Raw genomic sequence first — 20053 nt, forward strand, 5'->3', positions numbered from 1 at the left:
CACTACACACCCGACGTCGCCAAGGTCACCATCAGCTACGGCGACGACCCGACCCAGTACCCGGCCGTCATGGCGGGCGGCGCGTTCGTCCACACGGCGGCCATCTCCACCGGCCCCGACGCGAACACCTTCCCCCCGGCCCCCTACGTCCACGCCTACAACGCGGACGGCCAGGAGATCTACAACCAGAAGACCCAGCCCACCATCAAGAACACCCGCCCGTAGACGCGACTCCGAACACCCGGTGGCGGAGCGGGGCCACACGGCGGGCGGGCAGAGGGAGAAGTCCACGACGCGGCCGCGCTTCCCGGTGCAGCGCCGCAGCCTGCCGAAGCCGTTCATCCACGAGTGGCTCCGCTCCACCACCCACCTCCCGTCGGCCCGGATCGGGGCGGGGACGCCCTTGCGGGCGATCTCGCCGGTGAAGTCCGGCGGCTGCCACTCGGCCCCGCCCCCGGCTGGTCGACACCTCGGTGCACCGCGGGCAGCGGGCGCCGGGGCGGCCGTCGGCCCGGCACCTCCCGGGGTCGCCGGGCCGGGGCATCATGCGCCGGAACGCCGGAACGCCGGAACGCCGGAACGCCGGAACGCCGGAACGCCGGAACGCCGGAACGCCGGAACGCCGGAACGCCGGAACGCCTCCGGGTACGGTCCGGGCGATGGGCCGGGACACCGGAGGGTTTCGCGGCTGTCGCGCCCACCGGTGGCCTTCACGGGCCGTCGTGCTGCCGGCTGGACGGCGCCGATGGCCGCGGTGCCTACCGGGCACCTGGCGCACCTGTGGCTGCGGTGTGTGACCGACGGGGTGCGTCGCGTGCGGCCCGGTTCCTGGGGCCGCCTGACGCCGCCGTGCGGCCGCGACGGCGGGGCCCTGTCGCCCTGCTCGAGCCGGGGCGCGGTGGGAGGGTGGATACAGGGGCTCCAGCTGATCGCCGATCCGGGCGATCATCGCCGGGAGGGTGCACGATGCGGATGCACAACGGCCCGGGCAAGGTACGACACGGGCATGCGGCACGAGCCAGAGCCGCTCCGGGGAGCCGACTGCCGGGCGGGAAGGCCGCCGGCCGGGCGAGCGTACGGCGTGCCCGGCTCACGACCGAGTGGGGCCGGGCGAAGTACGTCGGGTCCTGGGCCGAGAACCTCTGGCAGCGGCTGAACGCGGTGGACTTCCTCAACCAGGCCGTTCAGCTGGCCGCGACGCTGCTGCTGTGCGCCGTCCCGTTCCTGCTGGTCGTGTCCGCCCTGGCCGGGCGGTCGGCGGTGTCGGCGCTGACCCGGCGGCTGGGACTGAGCTCCGAGGCGGCGACCGATGTCGGTCATCTGTTCGCGTCTTCCGCAACCACGTCCGCAGCCGTGACCGGTGTGTCGTCGGTGTTCTTCGTCCTGGGCGGTCTCGCCGCGGCCGGCTCGATCCAGCAGCTGTACCGGCGGGTGTTCCAGCTGGGCGGGCAGTCCTGGGACAAGCTGCGCGCGCTGGTGTGGCTGGCCCTGGTGATGGGCTGGGTCGCCCTGGGAAGCGCGGTGGGGCGCGGGTTCCACGCGAGCGTGCCGGTGCTGTGGTGGATCGTGCACGTCGCCGCGTTCATCGGCTTCTGGTGGTTCACGATGTGGTTCCTGCTGGCCGGGAGGGTCGCCTGGCGCAGACTGTTCCCGTGTGCCGTTGCCACCAGCCTGTTCTGGATCGGCATGGTGGTCGTCTTCCACTTCACCCTCTCCGGGATGATCGTCGGCAACAGCGATGAGTACGGGCCGATCGGGGTCGTCTTCTGCCTCATGTCGTTCTTCATCGCTGTGGGAGTGGTGATCATCCTGGGTGCGGCCACCGGCATGATGTGGGACGAGCGCGGCCTGTCGTGGCGTGCCGCGATCAGCAGGATTCGTCGCTCGTCATGACCGCGCGGAGCGGAGCGATCCCCGGGAGCAGGGGGAAGCCCGGCCCTCCTCCCCGAGGACCGCTGGAGCGCGTACTGCGTGCGGCCCCCACTCCCGCGGACGTCGCCGCCCTGGGCGCCCACGCCCGTCCCGCCGCGGAAGCCGGCACCCGCGTCGGCGGCAGCAGCGCCCTGATCCGTACGCCGTACCGGCTGTCCAACGGGCACGGCTTCTACAGCCGGCCCGAGCGCCGCGAGGGCCTCTACTTCCCCGCGCGCGACGGCGCCGGCACCGTCGTGCCGTGGGAGAAGTCCTGGATCGCGGACAACGACACCGACTCCGAGGTCTTCCTCTGCTTCGACGGCCGCTCCTTCGTCGACGAGGTGTACATCACCCGGGCCGAGGACCAGAAGAGCTGACCGCGGACCCGGCCCGCGCGGTGCACAGCACGGTGCCGTCGGCGGCGGTGAAGATGAGCGTGCCCCGGCCCGTGAACTCGCGCAGGACGTCCACCGGATGGGCCTCGGCCGTCGGTGATCGATGTTCGCATCTCTCCACTGGTGTCGGGCGGTTGATGCGGGGATGCGCCGGGCCGGGCAGCGCCGGAAGGCCGTCCGTGACCGAACCGTGTGGCGGCTCGTTGTCGGGACATGAGTCTGGATGACCGATGACCGAGCGTCCCGCGCGCGACAGGGGCGCGGCCCGTCGTATCCGTCGGCAGGCGGCACGCGCCGGGGCCGCCCGCGGTGCCGGTGAAGCCGGTGGTGGCGCCGAGGCGGTCGCCGGGCCCGAGGCGGCGCCACCGGAGGACCGGACCAGGGCGTTCCTGGAGAAGGCCGCGTACGTCGTGGCGCCGGGGTCGGTCATCGTCGGCCTGCTGTACTACATCGGCAGGACCTACACGACCTCGTACTACGTCCACTTCGGCATCCCGACGACCGACCTCGAACTGTCACGCGAGAGCTATCTGGCGGTCGTTCCCACGGCCCTGTTCCTCCCGCTCTGGGTGCTGCTGTGGTGTGTGCTCGTCGTCCTGGCGGTCTTCGGCCTGGTCCTGCACTGGCTGGCACGGCCGCGGGAGAAGCCGCTGTGGCAGCTCGCTGCCGTCACGTGCGCACTGGCAGGCGGCCTGCTGCTCCTGCTGGGATTCCCGGTCTTCACCGAGCCGAGCTGGTGGACGCGCGGGGTCCTGTCGCTCCTGGAAGCCGGCTGGCCCCGCGTGGTCATTCCTCCGTTGGTGGTGGCGCTCGGTGCCGCGCTGGCCCTGTTCGCGCTGCGCCTCCACCGGATCGGCCGCCGGGAGCGGGGCGCCCCGCCGGTCGGCCTACGGATCCAGCGGCTCGCCGGCGCCGTGCTGATCGGGCTGTTGACGATGAGCCTGTTCTTCTCCCTGGCGCGCTACGCGGACGAAGCCGGGGACGACCAGGCGGCCCTCGACGCGGAAGCCGGGTTCGGTGGCCGGGTCAGAGTCCTGATCAACTCCCGCTCTCCCATCACCCACGATGCCCACGGCATCGAGGCCAAGGACCTCGGCGACACGGGCGGGCCGTACCGCTACCAGTATCGGGGGTTCATCCTGCTCGCCAAGTCCAGCGCCCGCTACTACCTCGTCTCGCACGAACGCCTCTGGCCAAAGGACGTGACCGTAGCCCTGCCGGACAACGAGGACATCCGCATCGAGACGCTCGGCTGACGTCTCGGCTCTCCGTCGCTCAGCTCTCCGTCACCTCGGGCGAGGGCGCCTCGGCCGAGGAAGTGGTCCTGGGGGAGGGCGTGGTCACGGGCGTGGGCGATTTCGAGGACGACGACGGTGACGGCGAACCCGGTTCCACGCCCTCGCCGATCAACTCGACGCGATAGTCCGCGTCGGCCGCCGACGTGTCGACGGTGAGTTCGGCGGTGTGCGTGCCGACGGTCGTCGGCGAGAAGGCGATCGTGATGACGCAGGTGTCCCCGGGCTGAAGGGTCCTTCCGGTGCATGGGTTGTCGGCCACCGAGTAGCTACCCGTCGACAGGTGCACAGCTCCGATCGTCGTCCCGGTGCCGGTGCTGGTGGCGGCTTCGACGCCGGTGACGGTGTTGCTTTCGGGCGGGGCGGAATGGGTGCCGAGGGCAATGCTCTTGTCGGACTGCCCGCCGAGCGGCGTGGAAGGAAGCATCGCCTTGGCGGCCGGCGAGCCGCCTTTGCTACCCGGAAAGAGCGTGGAGATCGCGCTCGGGTCAGAGGCGGACGACCCGGTCGGCGCGGGCGTCTCCCCGGAGGACGAGCCCCCGCCGCACCCGGCTGTCACCGCCAGCAGTACGACGGCCGTGGCCGCCCGCACCGCCCGTCCTGCACGAACAACGTTCCGTCCACCCGGCACGATCGCCTCCGCTCCGCGAGAAATGGGTCGCGGTCGAACCTTCGCCTATTCGCGTGCCCGGGTGGCAGCAGCACGCCTCCGTGGCACGCGTCATCACCCGCACGGGCGGCGATCGAGGCCGTTTGGAGGGGGCCGTCGGTGAGAGCGGCGGCACCCGTGAGGCACGCCGGTCACCGCGGCGGCCCCGGCGGCGGGCTCCTGTCGGGTGATCAGGACACAGTCGGGGCCGCCCGGGCCGTTCGGCTGCCCGGCCGACCGCCGCCCCCGCCGCCCGCCCCCGCGCCGCGATCGGCGGCCGGTGGCTCGGATCAGGTGAGTGGTCCGGCGGGCCGCGGTGTCGCGGTGGCGGACGGGAGGGCCGGCGCCGGGGAGGCCGGCGGGCGGCCGCCGCAGGCGCCCGTGGCGTACAGGTCGGTGGAGGTCCTCTCCATCGCGGCGGGGTCGGACAGGTCGTACCGGTTGATCGAGGTGGCGAACTGCCGCTTGCCGGTGACCTCGCCGATCATCAGGGTGTTGTAGCCGGGGATGCCGCCGTCGTGTCCCCAGAACTCGCCGCAGGGCGTGGTCATCCGCTGGAGTCCGAGGCCGTAGCCGGTGGCCTCGCCCGGGCCGCTGGTGCGCTTCATCTCGGCGAGTTCGGCCGGGCCGAGCAACTGCCCGCCGAGCAGGGCGGAGATGAAGCGGGTGAGATCCGCGGTGGTGGAGATGCCCGCCCCGGAAGCGGATGCCATCGACGGGTTGAGCAGTGTCACGTCGGCGGGGCCGGTGGGGAGCTTGTAGTAGCCGTGCGCGTGCGCGCCGGGAATGAAGGGCGAGTCGATGGGCATCGAGGTGCCCGTCAGGCCCAGTGGCCGGATGATGCGGCCGTTCACCTCCTGTGCCCAACTGCGGCCGGTGAGGCGCTCGATGATCATGCTGACGAGCACGTAGTTGGTGTTGGAGTAGTGCCAGCCCTGTCCGGGGGCGAAGTACGGCGGGTACTTGTTGGCGATGTCCACGAGCTGCTGCGGCCGGTAGGACGTCCAGCGCCCACCCGCCAGCCACTGCCGCAGCGTCGCCTCGTCGCTTGCGTCGAATGCCGGGTCCTCGGTGTAGTCGTGGATGCCGCTGGTGTGGTTGAGCAGTTGGCGCACGGTGATGGCGGTGCCGTTGGGCACCACGCCCGGCAGGCGGCTCTCGACGGAGTCATCGAGGCCGAGCCGGTGTTCCGCGACCAGCTGGAGGACCACCGTCGCGACGAAGGTCTTGGTGACGCTGCCGATCCGGAACCGGCCGTCCGGATCGGCGGGGGCACCGGTGGCCAGGTCGGCCACGCCGGCCGCACCCTTCCAGGCCGTGGAGCCGTTCTCCCGGACACGGGCCAGCGTCGCCGTGGTGCCGCCCTCCCGGACCATGGCCCGGACCACCGCGTCCAGGGCCGCCCGGTCCGCCTTCCGTGCCTCGCCCGCCGCCGCCCGGTAGGGCGCCGCCGGGGCGTCCGTCGCGCCGGCGGTCGGAGCCAAGGTCGCTAGCAGGCCCGCGCCGGCGAGCGCGACGACCGCCGACCGCCTGGCCGTGCCCCGCCACCGCCGACCCCTGGACCCGACCCTCCCGGGCCTCGGATCCGTCGTCCCGTCCGCCATGCCGTCCTCCCGGAGTCGACCGAAGGATGTGATCAACATCCTTCGCAGTAAAGGTAGTTGGCACGATGTCAGGTCGTCGCGACGCGGGGCGTCCACCTCAGGTCCGGAGGAGGTCCGCCCCGGGGCCCATCTTCCTGCCCGCGGAACTCCACCTCAGGTCGAAGGCCGCCCCCGATGATCCCTGAGGGGTGTTCGCTTCGGGGCGTCGTCGACCCGGCGACGCCCCGCCCGGCCGCCGCGTACCGCCTTCCGCCCATCCGTCGGTCGGCGCTGTGCCGGAGGTGGCTACGCCGGACGGTCCGCCGCCGGGCGGCATCCGCCGACGAGCTCGGTGCCCAGTGGGGTGATGCTGTGGAGCACGGAGGTGCCCTGGCGGCGGGTGATGACGAGGCCGGCCGCACGCAGGACGGCGGCGTGCTGGCTGGCCGCGGCGGGGGTGACGCCGAGTCGCCGGCCGAGTTCGCTGGTGGTGGTGCCGGTGGCGATGGCTTCCAGCGCGGCGGCGCGGGTGCGGCCCAGCAGTGAGGGCAGGGCGGTGTCCCCCTCCGTCTGCATCCCCCGGACCGTGGTCCGGAAGGACACCGCGTCGAGTGCGACGGGGAAGGCCAGTTGGAGCGGCTGGTCGTGTGCCGCACAGCTGCGGTGGCTGTCGACGTTGGGCCAGAGGAAGAAGGACGGTGCCAGCAGCAGGCCTTGACCGTCCAGCCGGATCTCGGCGGCGTCGGCGGAGGGGATCTCCAGTACGGGGGAGTGCCAGCGGACGGACGGGTGGAGCGTCGCCAGGAGGCCCTCGACCCCCTGTTCGGCCATGATCCTGCGGCGGATGGCGATCTCGCCGTGCACGGCGGCCGAGATGCGCTGCCAGAACGGGGCGACGGCGATGTCGTGGTAGGCCCGGAACGCCGTGCTCATCCGGTCGAGTGCCGCGTGGTCGGCCTCGGCCAGGTCGCGCATCCATTCCGGTAGTGCGCGTGACGCTCCGAGTACGGCCAGTTCGGCGGCGATCCGCTCGGGTTCCGCGCGGAGCCGGGCGAGACCCTCGTCGAGGGTTCGGGTACCGCGTACCGTGGTGAGGAACTCCGGCCGGCCTATCGGCGCGTCGGGCGGCAGCAGATCGAGCAGCGGGCCCATGGTCTCGCGGGAGAACCGGGACCGGACGAGTGCGCGCCACGGTCCGTAGGCGGACGCCTGGTCGCGACGCTGGAGCACGCGGACGCTGTTCGCCGTTTCGGCGAGCGGATCCGGAGTGAGCGCGATTCGTACCCGTGAAAGATCATCGGAAGTCAAATGGACCCGCAACACTGGCTCCCCCTGTGCCATCGCCGGTGATTGCCTTCCGGGTCAGCTTCGTCAGGGTGATCGTTCCTGTCCAGTGTTTTGACGAAAGTGCCGTCCCCGCTCCGGAGCCGATCTTCATGGATGTGAATGAATGGCGAGTGCGATGACGGTCAAGGGAGCGTATTGCGCAGCTCGGTGCGGTAGACGCTGTTGGCCGTGGTTTGTCCGGTTTGCCTCGAAGGGAACCGGACCGATCGCCGAATCCCCGATTCTCCACGGCTTTTAAGCGTGGATTGAACGTCCTCGACAACCCGGGGCGGCCGGGCGAGGGTAGTGGTGGCTGCCACCGCAGCGATAGGAATCCCGGCCACAGGGGGAGGCTGACATGCGTTACAACTACTGAGATTGACTAATTGATGCGGCCCAGGTCATGCACCTGGGCCGCATGTCAGCATTGCTGCCGCCGGTTCGTGAGGAATGCATGATGCTCGATTATGACCCGCTTTCAGCGGACGTGATTGCCGACCCGTATCCGGTTTACTCCGAACTGCGTTCGGCTGCCCCGGTGTTCTGGAGCGAACGGCTCGGATCGTGGGTACTGACCTCGTACGAAGACTGCCGTGCCGTCATCGGCGACACCGGGACGTTCGCGAGCGACTGGCGTCGCGCGGGCCATGACGAGAGCGGTGCGACGCCGTCCATGCAGTCGCTCGATCCGCCGGAGCACACGCCCGTCCGGAGGCTGTTCACCCTCGCCTATCGCGCACAGGACCTCGACGGCATCGGGATCCGGGCCACCGAGGCCGCGCGCGCCGTCTTCGAACAGCTGGCGGACGCGCCCGAGTTCGACTTCACCGCCCAGGTGGCCAGGCCGGTGGCGCTCCGTGCGGTCTGCGAGCTGCTGGGGGTGGAACCGCCCCCGGTGGCGAGCTTCGCCGAGCTGTCCGACGCGCTGGTCCGCGGCATGGACGCGGGTCTCGTTCCCGAGGTGCTGGAACCGGCACTCGCCGCCCGGGTGGAGATCACCCGGCTGCTCGCCGAGTGGGCCGTCGCGGAGCCGAAGCCCGGTCTGGTCGCGGACGTGCTCGCCGGCGCCCGGAGCGCCGGCGTCCCGGACGACGAGGTCTGGAGCAACGTCCGGGTGCTGTTCCTGGCCGGCTTCAGCACCACCGTGGCCGCGGCCGTGAACGCGGTGCTCGCGCTGCTCCGGCACCCCGAGGCGCTCGGCCGGATGCGCGCGCCCGGCGTGCTGGAGACCGGGGTGGACGAACTCCTGCGCTATGACGGCCCGGTGCAGGGCACCACCCGGGCCTGTGTCACCAGGACGGAGATCGGCGGGGTGACGATCGAGCGCGGTGACCTGGTCATGGCGCTCTTCGGCGCGGCCAACCGCGATCCCGCGCGCTTCGAGGCCCCGGACGAACTGCGGGTGGACCGGACGAAGAACCGGCACCTCTCGCTGGGCTGGGGCCCGCACGCCTGCACCGGCGCGTCGCTCGCCCGCATCGTCATCCGGTCACTGGTGACCGCACTGCTCGACGCACCGGCCGCCACCCGGCTCGCCGGCGCCCCCTGGCGGGCTCCCCGGGCGACCCTGCGCTACCCCGACCGGCTGCCGATGACCTTCCTCCCCGTGGAGCATGACGCGTGAGCATCGAGACGAGCGCCTACCACCCGCTGGACCCGGCCGTCCACGCCGACCCGTACCCCGCCTACGCGGCCATGCGCCGCACCGGCGGCCCCTGTTGGAACGAGCGGTTGAACGGCTGGCTGGTCACCTCCTACCGGGACTGCCGGCAGGTGCTGCGGGACCACGAGACCTTCGCCGCCGACTGGCGGCGGGCCGGTGAGAGCATGCCGGACAGCGCGCTCAGCATCCACCATCTCGACCCGCCCGAGCACAGCGTGGTCGCCGGCCTGATCGCGAGCACCCTGCGGCCGCTCAGCTCACCGGAGTTCGCGGCGCGGGTGCGCGTCACCGTCGACGAGCTGCTCGACAGCCTGCCGCCCGGGCCGGTGGACCTGATCGGTTCCTTCACCGTGCCGCTGTCCCGCTGGTTCGTCCCCAGCGCCATGGGACTGCCGGAGTTCGAACCCGAGGTCATGGAACCGATCGCGGCGGCGATCATGCGCGCCATGGACGCCGGGCTGGTGCCCGAGGCCGGCAAGCCGGGAGCGGCCGCGCGCCAGAAGCTGACCGGCATGCTGAAGTCCTGGATCGACGACATGGAGCCCGGCGCCCCGCTGCGGAACCTGCTGGACGACGCCCGCCGGGCCGGCCTGCCCGAGCTGATGACGATCAACTCGCTGCGCACCCTGGTGGTCAACGCCTTCAGCTCCGTCCCCGGATCGCTGGGCAACTCGCTGTACGCGCTGGCGCGCCACCGCATCCCGCTGAAGGAGCACCTGGGCACGCCGGGAGTGCTCGACGACACGGCCCCCCAGGAGCTGTTCCGCTACGACACCCCGTTGCAGGCGACCACCCGGCTGTGCGTCACCGACACCACGCTGTCCGGCGCCGACATCCGGCGCGGGCAGGACGTCGTGGTGTTCTTCGGCGCGGCCAACCGGGACCCGGAGCGGTTCCCGGAGCCCGACCGGATCATGTTGGACCGAACTCCCAACGGGCACCTGGCTTTCGGCTATGGTGCGCATGCCTGCGCCGGGTCGATGCTCTCGAAGCTCCTGCTCGGCGAGGTGCTCCAGGCCCTCGCCCGCCGCGGCGCGTCCCTCCGGCTGGCGGACGAGGTCACCCGCCATCCGTACGCCACCATCCGGTCGCTCGCCGCGCTGCCGGTGGAGATCTCCGGCTGAGTGCCGGCCGAGGGCCGTCCGAGTGCCGGCCGACAGCCGACCGAGTTCGGCCCGAGTGCAGGCCGAGTTCCGACTGAGGAGAGGGGAGCCGCCCCCGTGAGCAGCACAGGCCGCTACCGCGACGCGCTCGCCGTGGCGGAGTTCCGCGCGATCTTCGCCGCCCATGTGGTCTCGGTCACCGGCATGGTCGTCGCGAACTTCGCGCTGACCGTGCTCATCTACGCCAGAACCGGATCGCCGCTGCTGTCGGCACTGGTCTTCACCGTCACCTTCGCCCCGTATCTGGTCGCGGGGACGCTGCTGAACGCGCTGACCGACCGCCTGCCGATCCGCCGGCTGCTGGTCTGGTGCAACCTGGCCTCGGCAGCGCTCACCGCGGTGATGGCCGTCCCCGGGACCCCGGTGGTGATGCTGCTGGCACTCGCGTTCGGGCGCGGCCTGATCGCCCCGGTGATCGCCGGGGCGCGCGCGGCCACCCTTCCCGATGTGGTGCCCGGGCCGGCCTTCGTGCCGGCCCGCAGCCTGCTGCGACTGGTGTCGCAGAGCGCGCTGCTCGGGGGCACGGCGGTGGCCGGCGTGCTGCTCACCGGCGTCTCGGCGACCGGCGTGCTGATCGGGAACGCCGCCTGCTTCGCGGTCTCGGCCGCGCTGCTCAGGTTCGGCACCGTGGAACGCCGCCCCGAGGACACCGCCGAACGCCCGTCCCTGATCCGGGACTCGTTCAACGGCATGGGCGCGATGTTCCGGGTCCGACCGCTGCGGAGGGTCCTCCTGCTCAGCTGGGCCGTCCCCGCGCTGGGCGTGGCCGCCGAGGCGCTCGCCGTCCCGTACACCGGGAGCGTGCACGCCGGGAGCCTCGGCGCCGGCCTCTTCCTGTCCGCCGTCCCGGCCGGCGCCGTGCTCGGCGAGGTGCTCACCAACACCCTGGCCGACGCGGGCCGGCAGGTCCGGCTGGTCGGCTGGGCCGCCGCCACCGTCTTCGCGCCGATGCTGGTGTTCGTCCTCCACCCGCCGCTGGCCGTCGCTCTGCCGCTGCTCGTGGTGAGCGGCCTCGGCTTCGCCCACCACCTCGGCCTGGACCGGCTGCTGATGGACGTCGCCCCGGAGGAACTGCGCGGCCGGGCGCTCAACCTCCAGTCCACCGGCCTGATGTTCTGGCAGGGCCTCGGGTTCGCCGCGGCCGGTGCGGCCGCCCAGTTCCTCGGCGCGGCCCAGGTCATCGCGCTCGCCGGCTGCTGCGGCCTGCTCTGCGTCGCCTGCCTGATCGGGCCCGGACCCGCCCGCCGACCGGAACACCGCACCGACGCCCCCGTCACCGCTGCCTCGGAGTGAAGAGTTGACCGATCACGAGCCCGTCATCGACCAGGAACGGTGGAAGGCCAGGTTCCGGGCGGCCCGGGTCGGCCTGCCGGAATGGGCCGCGGACGCCCCGGCCCGCAGCTTCCACCGCTCCAACGCCTCGGGAACCTGGGAGATCCACGCCCGGGACGAAAGCACCGGCACGACCCGGCAGGTGACCCACCGGGCGAACGGAACCCTCACGGCGGCCATCGACCCGGCCGGCGACTGGCTGTGGTGGTTCGCCGACGCCGACGGCGGTGAGTACGGCGTCTGGATGCGCCAGCCGTTCGACGGCGGCGACGACGAACCGGCCGTCCCGGGCCTGGAACCGGCCTACCCGGCGGGTCTGGCCCTGGGATCGAGCGGTCTGGCGGTCGTCGGCGGCACGGTCCGCGGCGGAACCGCCATCCACCTCTGCGTCCCCGGGAAGAGCCCGACGGTCCTCTACCGGCACGAGCAGGACGCCTGGGTCGCCGCGCTGTCCCGGGACGAGTCGCTCATCGCGATCGGGCACAGCGAGGCGGGGGACAGCCGGCACCCGGCCGTGCGGGTGCTGCGCCCGGACGGAACCGTGGTGGCCGACCTCGCGGACGGGCCCGGCCTGGGCGTGCGGGCCGGATCCTTCTCCCCGTCCCCGGGCGAGGCGCTCCTGCTGGTGGAGCACGAGCGGCGCGGCCGCCCCGAACCCCTGCTCTGGGACGTCCTGACCGGCCGGCAGGAGGAGATCCTCCTCGACCTGCCCGGTGAGCTCACCGCCTCCTGGTACCCGGACGGCTCCGCCCTCCTGATCACCCACACCCACCACGCCCGTCACCAGCTCTACCGCTACGACCTCGCGCACAAGGAGCTGACCCGCCTGCCCACCCCGCGTGGCGTCATCGCGGGCGCGGCGGCCCGGCCGGACGGCACCGTGGCGTTCGCCTGGACCGACGCGGCCTCGCCACCGGTCATCCGCTCGACGTCCGGATCGGTGCTCCTCACCCCGCCGGGTCCGACACCGCCGTCCTCCGTCCCCGTGGAGGACCTCTGGGTCGACGGACCGGGCGGCCCGATCCACGTGCTGATCTCCCGGCCGCCCGGCGGTGAGCGGCCCCACCCCTGCCTCTTCGACGTGCACGGCGGCCCCGCGGGCTGGAACGACGACTCGTACAACCCGCCCGCCGCGGTCTGGGTGGACCAGGGATTCCTGGTCGTGCACCTCAACTTCCGCGGCTCGACCGGCTACGGCTCGCGGTGGCGCGACGCGATCGAGGGCCGCCCCGGACTGACCGAGCTCGAGGACGTCCACGCGGTGCGCGACCGCCTGGTGGCCGACGGGATCGCCGACCCGGCCCGGATGGTGCTCTCCGGCCGGTCCTGGGGCGGCTACCTCACCCTGCTGGGCCTCGGCCTGCGGCCCGAGGCCTGGACGCTCGGGTTCGCCGACGCGCCGATCGCGGACTACCTCACCGCCTACCGGGACGAGACGGAGATGCTCCGGGCGTACGACCGCTCGCTCTTCGGCGGATCCCCGGACGAGGTGCCCGAGCGGTACCGGCGGTCCTCCCCGCTCAGTTACGCCGAGCGGGTCCGCGTCCCCGTCATGATCCTCGCCGGGGAGAACGACCCCCGCTGCCCGATCCGGCAGATCGACCGGTACGTCGAACGGCTGGGCGAACTGGGCAAGGAGTGCCGGGTGTACCGGTACGACGCCGGTCACGGCTCGCTGGTCGCGGAGGAGCGGATCCGGCAGACCATCGAGACGATCGACTTCGTCGGCGCGCACATCACCACGTCGTGATGTTCAGGGCAGTTCGCCCCGCTGCTCGTACGTCCACACCGCGAGCTGCGTGCGCGAGGTGAACCCCAACTTGCCCAGGATGCGTTCGACGTGGTTCTCCGCGGTGCGCTGGGCGATCGTGAGGCGCGCCGCGATGTCCTTGTTGGTGAGGCCTTCGGCGACCAGTTCCGCGACCTGGCTCTCGCGCTTCGTCAGTCCCGGCACCCCGGCCGTCTCGTCCAGGACGTAGGCCAGTGCCTCGTCCACGGTGGTGCGCGCTCCGCGGCGGAACTCACGGTCGAAGGCGGCGGCGCCCAGCGCCTCCCGTACATCGGCGTCCAGGCGCAGGTGCTGCGTGCGCATGAACGGTGCCGCGCCGAGCCGCCCGCCCAGCGACTCCCACAACAGGTGCAGCACACCCAGGAGCCGGGCCGCGCGCCGCGGGGCGTCCCGGGTGCTCCAGGCGATGACCTCCACGCACATGGCCACGTCCCACCAGTCCTGGAAGGGGCGCAGCCGGGCGATGGCCGCCCCGGCCCGGGCGGTCGCGCCGGCGGGTTCGCCCGCGCGCAGGGCCAGCAGTGCGCGGGCGAGCAGGGCCATCCCGTGCAGCCAGGACTCGCCGTGGGCGAGGGCGGCCGCCTCGACCTCGTCGCACGCCTCGGCGGCCGCGGCGGCCTCGCCCCCGTAGGCGTGCGCGATGGCGAACTTGACCCGGCATTCGAGCGCCGCGTCGGGGCAGCCCAGCTCGCGGAACTCGGTGCGCGCCCGCGCGAACAGCTCGGCGGCGTTCGCGAAGTCCCCGCGCCAGACGGCGAGGATCCCGTGGTGGTGCCGCACCCACGCAGACTCGCGCCGGTGACCCCCGTGCCCGGCCGCCGCCTCGCAGGCGGCGAGCGCGTGCCCCACGTCGGCCTCCGGGTCGCCGTTCAGGATGCCCAGGTACGTGTCGGTGACCTGGGCCTGGAGCCGGACGGTGGCGTCCGGGCCGGCCGGGTCGCCGCCGTCGTCCTGGGCGTCGGCGGCGAGCAGCCGGGACAGCCAGTGGCGGCCCTCGGACAGCAGGCCCGCGGTCATCCAGTAGTGCCGGGGCGAGACGGCCAGGGCCAGACCGGCGCGCGCGTGCCCGGGCCGCTCCAGGCAGAACTCCAGGGCGGCGCGCAGGTTCGGGTGGTCCTGGCGCAGGCGGGTGAACCAGTCGACCTGGCGGGGCCCGAACCACTCCTGCCCGGCTCGCGCGGTCAGCTCGGCGTACCGGTCCCGGTGGCGACCGCGCAGCGTGTCGAGGGAGCCGGACGCGGCCAACCGCTGGTGCCCGTACTCCCGTACCGTCTCCAGCATGTGGTAGCGCGAACGCCCGTGCACGTGGCGGCAGTTGACGATCGACCGGGTCACCAGGCCGTCCAGGGCGTCGAGCAGGGCGGCGGGCGGCAGTTCGGCGTCCGCGCAGACCCGTTCGAGGCTCTCCAGGTCGAAGCCGCCACGGAACACCGAGGCCCGCGCCCAGAGCAGCCGCTCGGGCGCGGTGCACAGGTCGTGGCTCCAGTCGATCAACGCGCGCAGGGTGCGCTGCCGGTCGGCGGCGACGCTGCTCCCTCCGGTCAGCAGCGCGAACCGGTCGGTGAGCCGCTTCAGGATCTCCTGCGGCGTCAGGCTCCGGACGCGGCCGGCGGCCAGCTCGATGGCGAAGGGCAGCCCGTCCAGGCGGCGGACGAGCTCGGCCACGGCGGGGGCGTCGGACCCGGTCAGGGCGAAGCCGGGGAGCACGGCGGCGGCCCGGTCGACGAACAGCGCGACGGCCGGATTGCCGTTCAGGGCCCGCAGGCCGTGACCCGCGTCGGCGTCCGGCACCGGCAACGGCTCCACGGGGAAGACCTGTTCTCCGGCGATGCGAAGCGGCTGCCGACTGGTCGCCAGGACGCGCAGCCCGGGAGCGGCCCGCAGCAGCGTGTCGGTGAGGCGCGCGCAGGCGTCGATCACGTGCTCGCAGTTGTCCAGGACCAACAGGGCGCGCCGCTCGCGCAGCCTGGCGGCGAGGACGGCCGCCGCATCGGCGCCGGGGCGCCCCGGGTCGGCCACGTCGAGGGCGCCGAGGACGCTCGGTGCGAGCAGCTCCGGGTCCCGCAGGTCGGCGAGTCCGGCGAGGTACACGCCGTCGGGGAAGACGGAGCGTGTCGCCTCGGCCGCCGCGCGCAGCGCCAGCCTGGTCTTGCCCACGCCACCCGGTCCGGTGAGCGTGACCAGGCGCGCGCCGGAGAGCAGCCCGGCGATCCGGGCCGTCTCCGCCCGCCGTCCGATCAGCGGCGTCAGTTCGCCGCCGAGGCCGGCGATCGTCCCCGTGGCTGCCCCCGTTCCCATGGGTGGCCATCTTACGGACGCGCACGGACGGTACCGGCACCGTGGGGGGCGGGAATTGAGTAGTTCTCCCGTTGTCCCCCGCGCGAACCCGCCCGAGACTCGACGACGCGACAGCGGACGACGATGCGAGGTGTGTGTGGTGTCAGCAGGCACGGCGGGGGGACCGGAGCCGACCGGGCGGCTGGGGCAGCGGGTGTGGACCTACCAGGGGGCCTACGCGCGCAGGCCGCTGAGCGCGCTGGTCGTGCTCCTCATCGTGTTCGGCGTGATGTGCACCCTCATCAGTGACCACTACGACGAGGAGGCCTCGTTCCGCCTCGCGTTCTGGGCGGTGCCCGGGGCGGCCGCGCTGTGCCTCGCCCTGTGCGTGCGGCACTCCCGGATCCGGATCCGGGAGTATGAGCACGGCTTCGAGCTGCGCCGGCCGGGGCGCCGCACGCTGCGGTACGCGTGGGAGGAGATCGCCTCCGTCGAGTCGACCCGGGTGTCCGTCCACATCAACCTGGCGCACTCGCACGACGTGCTCAAGGCCGTGATCCGCCCCTACGCGGGCGGCCGGATCCGCCTCAGGGGCCTGGACTACGTCAAGGTCCGGGAGGAGTGCGGCTTCTGGAGGATGATCACGAAGGTGGCCCCCGACACCGGCGCGCGCTTCGTCTCGGTCGCGACGCGAGCCGTCGCCGAGGCCCGGGCGCAACGCCTCCTGGACGAGCTCGGCGCGGGCGGCGCGTTTCGCTGGGGTGCCCTGACCTTCACCGCGGAGGGGATGACGCTGTCCCCCTTCCCGGCGCCGGTCGACTGGTCCCGTCTCGCCCTCGTCTCCGCGGGCCCGGAGAGCGGCGTCCGGCTCGACGTCCGGGGACTGGCCGCGCACGTCGGCAGCCCGGCCCTGTCGGGGCGCAAGACCAGAGGGGGCTACCGCACCGAACGGGACCGGCTGGAGGTGTTCGTGCCCGTCCGCCGCCCCGGATCGGACTACGCGGCGCTGAGCATCCTGCTCACCTACGGCTCCGCTCTGCGGGGCGGGCGGGAGGACGGACGCGAGTAGGACGAAGGACGCCGACCGCGGTCCGCCTCCCGGCCGCTTCCCGCGGACCGGCCAGGTCCCGATGGGCCTCGGGGCTCAGCAGCTCAGGTTGTCGCCCGGCACGGTGCCGAGCAACTGGGTGAAGCGCTGGTAGGCGTTGATCCGGCTCTGCACCTGCGCGGGGTTGCCGCCGTTGCACTCCAGGGAGCCGTTGATGCTGCGGATGGTCTCGCCGAAGCCGTAGCCGTTGACCATGGCGTTGTGCGGGGTCATGGTGCCCGGCCCGTTCTGGGTGTTCCAGTACCAGAGCGCGGTCTTCCAGGCGACGGCCGGGTCGGTCTGCACCAGGTTGGGGTTGCGCAGCAGGTCGATGCCGAGGGCGTCGCCGGCCGCCTTGTAGTTGAAGTTCCAGCTCAGCTGGATCGGGCCGCGCCCGTAGTAGGCGGCCTGCCCGGCCGGGCAGCCGTACGGCTGTGAAGTGTCGCAGTAGTGGGGGTAGTTGGCGGTGTTCTGCTCGACCACGTAGACCAGCGCGCCGGTCTCGTGGTTGACGTTGGCGAGGAAGGCGGCGGCCTCCTGCCTGCGGACGGTGTCGCTGCCGGTGGCGGCGAAGGCGGGGTAGGCGGCGAGGGCGTCGATCAGGCCCTGGTAGGTGTAGAAGGGGTTCCGGTTCGGGAACATCTGGTCGAACTGGGCCTGGCTGACCGGGAATCCGCCCGGCTTCGGCGTGCTGGTGGACGTCGGCGTGGCGGTGGGGGTCGGCGTCGGGCCGGTGCCGCAGCCGCCCTGGTCGGACCAGACGCCGGAGCCGCCGGTGCTGGGCGGCTCGTTCTGGGTCCACCACTTGGCGAGCCAGTTGTGGCCGTTGTAGGAGACGGCGGCGCCGCCGGTGTAGACGGCCGAGGAGTTCCAGGGCGTGGCGCAGACGGCGGCGCTGGCGTTGGCCGCGGGCAGCAGCAGGACCACCGCCAGCGCCGTGACGGCGGCGGAGAGCAGTGCGAGCAGGCGTTTCGTGGACACTTGATCACCCCTTGTGCGGTGTGGGGCCGCACGGTCGTGGAGGTAGGGACGTCGGGGCAGGGGAGCCGGGCCCCGCGAGGCGCGTCGTGGGGGACGGGCCGACCGGAGTGCGGGCCGGTGCGGGGCTGACCCAGACTCAAGCGGAATGGTCTATACCTGTCAAGGGGGTGCGGCGAAAGAGGCGCCCCGCGGAACGGGGCGCCGCGGCCGGGGACGCGGCACCGGGGCGGCGAGAGGCCCTCCCGTCGGCCGGGCCGGCGAGAGGGCCGGGGCCGGCCGACGGGAGGGCCGGGGTGCGGGCCTACTTGGCGAGGCCGTAGCCGCCGACCGCGGCGTACACGGTGTCGGCGACGTGACGCGGCGCGGAGTCCGTGGTGGTGGTGACGGGCGGTTCGCTGCCGTTCTGGTCGCGCAGGTTGAGGGTGGTCGAGCCGCCGCCGTCCATGTTGACGGCGTCGACCAGGTTGAGCGCCTTGAGCAGCTGGGCGAGCTCGCTGCGGGTGGCCCCGGCGGCGAGGGGCGCGGTGCCGCCCTTCTGGCCCTCGACGGTGACGAAGAAGAGGTGGCCGAAGCCGTCCGCGCCGCCGGCGGTGCGCCAGGCCCGCGCGGTGTCACCGGGCACCTGGTAGACGACCGAGGCGTCGCGGAGCAGGACGTCGCCGACGGGGGTGGCGTACATCGCCGGGTCGATCGGCAGCTCGACGGCGCCGGCCGGGGCGCGGCCGAACCAGGTGTCGGCGACGGTGTCGCCGAAGCGGGTGTCGGTGACAACTGTGTGCAGGCTGACCGGCCTGCCGGCGCAGGCGTTGTCCCAGAGCCAGGTCGCGCCGTCGCCGGTGCCTTCCAGGGCCCGTCCGCCGGGCGGCACGTCGTGGCCGCCGCGCGGGGCGTCGGAGACGATGCCGCCGGCGGTGGCGCCGGGGCGGAAGCAGGCGGTGGCGACGCCCGCCGCGTTGAACAGCACCTCGACGCCCGGGTCGTCGTCCGTGGTGGTGGCGGTCTGCCTGAGCAGGTCGGCGGCCGGCGTCCTCGCCCCGAACTCGGGGGTGAACTCGACGATCTCCGACGGGTCGAAGCAGACGCCGCCGGCGACCGTCACGTCCGTGTTGGCGGGGTCGGTGTTGCGCAGGCAGTGGCCGGCCCGGCCGGGGAGCCGGTTGACGCCGTCGACCTTGCGGCTGACGGTGGCGTCGTCGGAGAGCCGCACGGTGAGCGCGGTGCCGAGCTCGGTGATGTACGGGCGGCCGTTCTGCAGCATCAGCACGGAGTTGGCGGGGCGCAGCCCGACGGCCTTGCCGGTGACGGGGTCGTAGGCGTAGCGGCCTCCGCCGGCCTCGCTGAGCAGCCGCCCGTTCCGCATCGAGGTGCCGCCGAGGTCGCCGAGGTAGATCCGGTCGGTCTGGTCCAGGACCACGCCGTCGTCGAAGTAGCCGCCGTTGACCCCGAGGTAGGGGCGTCGGCTGGTCACGCCGGTGGTCTGCTCCAGCATCTCCTGGACGGTCTGCGTGGTGTACATGCCCTGGCCGATCGAGCCGTCGAAGGTGATCGGGGCCCGGTTCGGGTCGATGTCCATGACGTTGACCGTCCACGTGCGGTCGGTGTCCTGGTAGACGGTGCGGGTGATCCCGGGGAACGGCGTGGTGGCCGCGGCCTGGGTGAGGGTGATGGGGCCCAGGACGATGTCGCCCGGGTCGGTGTCGCCGGTCGCCGCGCCGGCCAGGCCGCTGCCGGGGACGGCGAGGACGGAGGCCGCCAGGCCGAGGGCGGTGGCGGTCCGGATCGCGGTGGCCCGCCGGACGAGGGTGTGCTTCATGAGGGGCTCCCGGTTCAGCAGAAGTCGGTGGCGGGGCGGCCGTTGGCGGCGACGACGAGACGGTCGGAGCTGAGCGTGCCGGCGTAGGGCGCGGGGACGAAGGTGCTGTCGCCGCTGAGGACGACGAAGGCCCGGTAGGTGGAGCCGTTGGCGGTCCAGGAGCCGGTGAGCCCGTTGTCCGGGTAGAAGCAGGCGTGCTTGGCGGTGTGGTTGAAGACGGAGACCGTGCGGTCGTTCCACTCGGTGCCGTAGTCGCGGACCTCGTCCTCGGTGAGGGAGGTCATCGCGCCGCGGCCGCCCTCCTCCGCGAACAGGCAGAGCCGGCCGGTCTCGCAGCGCTCGTAGCCGGTGAAGCAGCCGGCCTTGGACTTGGCGCCCTTGAAGGAGGTGACCTTGCCGTCCAGGTGGGTGCCGAGGTCGGCGAGGTCGGCCTGGCCGCCGGGCCGGACGGCCTGGACGGTGCCGCCGTAGGCGCCGTCGGCGTAGAGGCAGGCCCAGTAGGCGGACTGGTTGTCCACCGAGCGGGCCCGGTCGTTCCAGGCGGGGTCGACGCCCTGGACGGGGACCCGGGGGTCGTTGGCGAGTTCGGCGCCCTGGCCGCCGTTCTGGTCGTAGAGGCAGAAGCCGCCGACGGCGCAGTGGCTGGTCCAGCTCGCGGCGGTGGCCCGGGTGCCGGGCAGGAAGGCGATCACGAGCGCCACGAGCAGGATGCCCATGACGGCGCGCGGGAGGTGTTGCCTCACGGCGGAGTTCCCCTTTCGGTGAAGCGGTGGTCGGAACACGGTG

General features: G+C 73.0%; 15 protein-coding genes and 2 pseudogenes. 9 read left to right on the top strand and 8 right to left on the bottom strand.

Features of this window, described 5'->3' with window-relative positions; translation table 11 throughout:
- Positions 1 to 225 (top strand): annotated as a pseudogene (locus tag ACFWP2_RS36310) (hypothetical protein); the annotation flags it as partial.
- A gap of 51 nt (positions 226 to 276) precedes the next feature.
- Here the strand turns inward: ACFWP2_RS36310 and ACFWP2_RS36315 are convergent.
- Positions 277 to 426 (bottom strand): annotated as a pseudogene (locus ACFWP2_RS36315) (IS5/IS1182 family transposase); the annotation flags it as partial.
- A 735-nt stretch (positions 427 to 1161) separates the two neighbouring features.
- Between ACFWP2_RS36315 and ACFWP2_RS36320 the strand changes: the two are divergent.
- The 3 genes from ACFWP2_RS36320 to ACFWP2_RS36330 all read left to right on the top strand — a co-directional run bounded on the left by ACFWP2_RS36320 (position 1162) and on the right by ACFWP2_RS36330 (position 3565).
- Positions 1162 to 1893, top strand: coding sequence for a ribonuclease BN (locus ACFWP2_RS36320; RefSeq protein WP_380459753.1), 732 nt, complete (start codon positions 1162 to 1164; stop codon positions 1891 to 1893).
- A complete protein-coding gene (locus ACFWP2_RS36325) occupies positions 1890 to 2291 on the top strand; it encodes a hypothetical protein (RefSeq protein ID WP_380459755.1) in 402 nt (133 codons plus the stop codon). The genes ACFWP2_RS36320 and ACFWP2_RS36325 overlap by 4 nt, the downstream gene beginning before the upstream one ends.
- Before the next feature lie 248 nt (positions 2292 to 2539).
- Positions 2540 to 3565 carry a hypothetical protein gene (locus ACFWP2_RS36330; protein ID WP_380459757.1) on the top strand — a complete coding sequence of 342 codons (1026 nt, stop codon included), beginning with the start codon at positions 2540 to 2542 and terminating at the stop codon, positions 3563 to 3565.
- Positions 3566 to 3584: 19 nt separating this feature from the next.
- On the opposite strand, the gene ACFWP2_RS36335 is transcribed toward ACFWP2_RS36330, so the two are convergent.
- The 3 genes from ACFWP2_RS36335 to ACFWP2_RS36345 form a co-directional block, all read right to left on the bottom strand.
- Entirely contained in the window at positions 3585 to 4196 is a 612-nt protein-coding gene (locus ACFWP2_RS36335; protein WP_380459759.1) for a hypothetical protein, read from the bottom strand.
- A gap of 347 nt (positions 4197 to 4543) precedes the next feature.
- Positions 4544 to 5737 (bottom strand): serine hydrolase domain-containing protein, encoded by a 1194-nt coding sequence (locus ACFWP2_RS36340; protein WP_380459761.1) that lies wholly within the window; start codon positions 5735 to 5737, stop codon positions 4544 to 4546.
- Positions 5738 to 6142: 405 nt separating this feature from the next.
- Positions 6143 to 7066: an ArsR/SmtB family transcription factor gene (locus tag ACFWP2_RS36345; protein ID WP_380459764.1), complete on the bottom strand. Its 924-nt coding sequence runs from the start codon at positions 7064 to 7066 to the stop codon at positions 6143 to 6145.
- 634 nt (positions 7067 to 7700) lie between these two features.
- Between ACFWP2_RS36345 and ACFWP2_RS36350 the strand changes: the two genes are divergently transcribed.
- The 4 genes from ACFWP2_RS36350 (at position 7701) to ACFWP2_RS36365 (ending at position 13070) form a co-directional block, all read left to right on the top strand.
- Positions 7701 to 8786 carry a cytochrome P450 gene (locus ACFWP2_RS36350; RefSeq protein ID WP_380459766.1) on the top strand — a complete coding sequence of 362 codons (1086 nt, stop codon included), beginning with the start codon at positions 7701 to 7703 and terminating at the stop codon, positions 8784 to 8786.
- Complete coding sequence (locus ACFWP2_RS36355; protein WP_380459768.1) at positions 8783 to 9949, top strand: cytochrome P450; 1167 nt, start codon at positions 8783 to 8785, stop codon at positions 9947 to 9949. The genes ACFWP2_RS36350 and ACFWP2_RS36355 overlap by 4 nt, the downstream gene beginning before the upstream one ends.
- A 96-nt stretch (positions 9950 to 10045) precedes the next feature.
- A complete protein-coding gene (locus ACFWP2_RS36360; protein WP_380459770.1) occupies positions 10046 to 11281 on the top strand; it encodes an MFS transporter in 1236 nt (411 codons plus the stop codon).
- Between the two features lie 4 nt (positions 11282 to 11285).
- Complete coding sequence (locus ACFWP2_RS36365) at positions 11286 to 13070, top strand: prolyl oligopeptidase family serine peptidase (protein ID WP_380459773.1); 1785 nt, start codon at positions 11286 to 11288, stop codon at positions 13068 to 13070.
- Positions 13071 to 13073: 3 nt separating this feature from the next.
- Here the strand turns inward: ACFWP2_RS36365 and ACFWP2_RS36370 are convergent, their stop codons facing one another.
- Positions 13074 to 15407 (bottom strand): ATP-binding protein, encoded by a 2334-nt coding sequence (locus ACFWP2_RS36370; RefSeq protein ID WP_380459775.1) that lies wholly within the window; start codon positions 15405 to 15407, stop codon positions 13074 to 13076.
- A gap of 139 nt (positions 15408 to 15546) precedes the next feature.
- Between ACFWP2_RS36370 and ACFWP2_RS36375 the strand changes: the two genes are divergently transcribed.
- Entirely contained in the window at positions 15547 to 16455 is a 909-nt protein-coding gene (locus ACFWP2_RS36375) for a hypothetical protein (RefSeq protein ID WP_380459777.1), read from the top strand.
- A 75-nt stretch (positions 16456 to 16530) separates the two neighbouring features.
- Here the strand turns inward: ACFWP2_RS36375 and ACFWP2_RS36380 are convergent, their stop codons facing one another.
- The 3 genes from ACFWP2_RS36380 to ACFWP2_RS36390 form a co-directional block, all read right to left on the bottom strand.
- Positions 16531 to 17454, bottom strand: coding sequence for a glycoside hydrolase family 19 protein (locus tag ACFWP2_RS36380; RefSeq protein ID WP_380459779.1), 924 nt, complete (start codon positions 17452 to 17454; stop codon positions 16531 to 16533).
- A 301-nt stretch (positions 17455 to 17755) separates the two neighbouring features.
- Complete coding sequence (locus ACFWP2_RS36385; protein ID WP_380459781.1) at positions 17756 to 19267, bottom strand: phosphodiester glycosidase family protein; 1512 nt, start codon at positions 19265 to 19267, stop codon at positions 17756 to 17758.
- A 14-nt stretch (positions 19268 to 19281) separates the two neighbouring features.
- On the bottom strand, positions 19282 to 20010 hold the full coding sequence (locus tag ACFWP2_RS36390; RefSeq protein WP_380459783.1) for a peptidase inhibitor family I36 protein: 729 nt from the start codon (positions 20008 to 20010) through the stop codon (positions 19282 to 19284).
- Positions 20011 to 20053: the final 43 nt, after the last annotated feature.

It is taken from the genome of Kitasatospora sp. NPDC058444, assembly GCF_042721415.1.
Lineage (GTDB): Bacteria > Actinomycetota > Actinomycetes > Streptomycetales > Streptomycetaceae > Kitasatospora.

Coding starts and splice junctions, on each gene's coding strand:
- ACFWP2_RS36325 (WP_380459755.1), top strand. CDS start 1,890: ATGACCGCGCGGAGCGGAGCGATCCCCGGGAGCAGGGGGAAGCCCGGC.
- ACFWP2_RS36385 (WP_380459781.1), bottom strand. CDS start 19,267: ATGAAGCACACCCTCGTCCGGCGGGCCACCGCGATCCGGACCGCCACC.
- ACFWP2_RS36370 (WP_380459775.1), bottom strand. CDS start 15,407: ATGGGAACGGGGGCAGCCACGGGGACGATCGCCGGCCTCGGCGGCGAA.
- ACFWP2_RS36330 (WP_380459757.1), top strand. CDS start 2,540: ATGACCGAGCGTCCCGCGCGCGACAGGGGCGCGGCCCGTCGTATCCGT.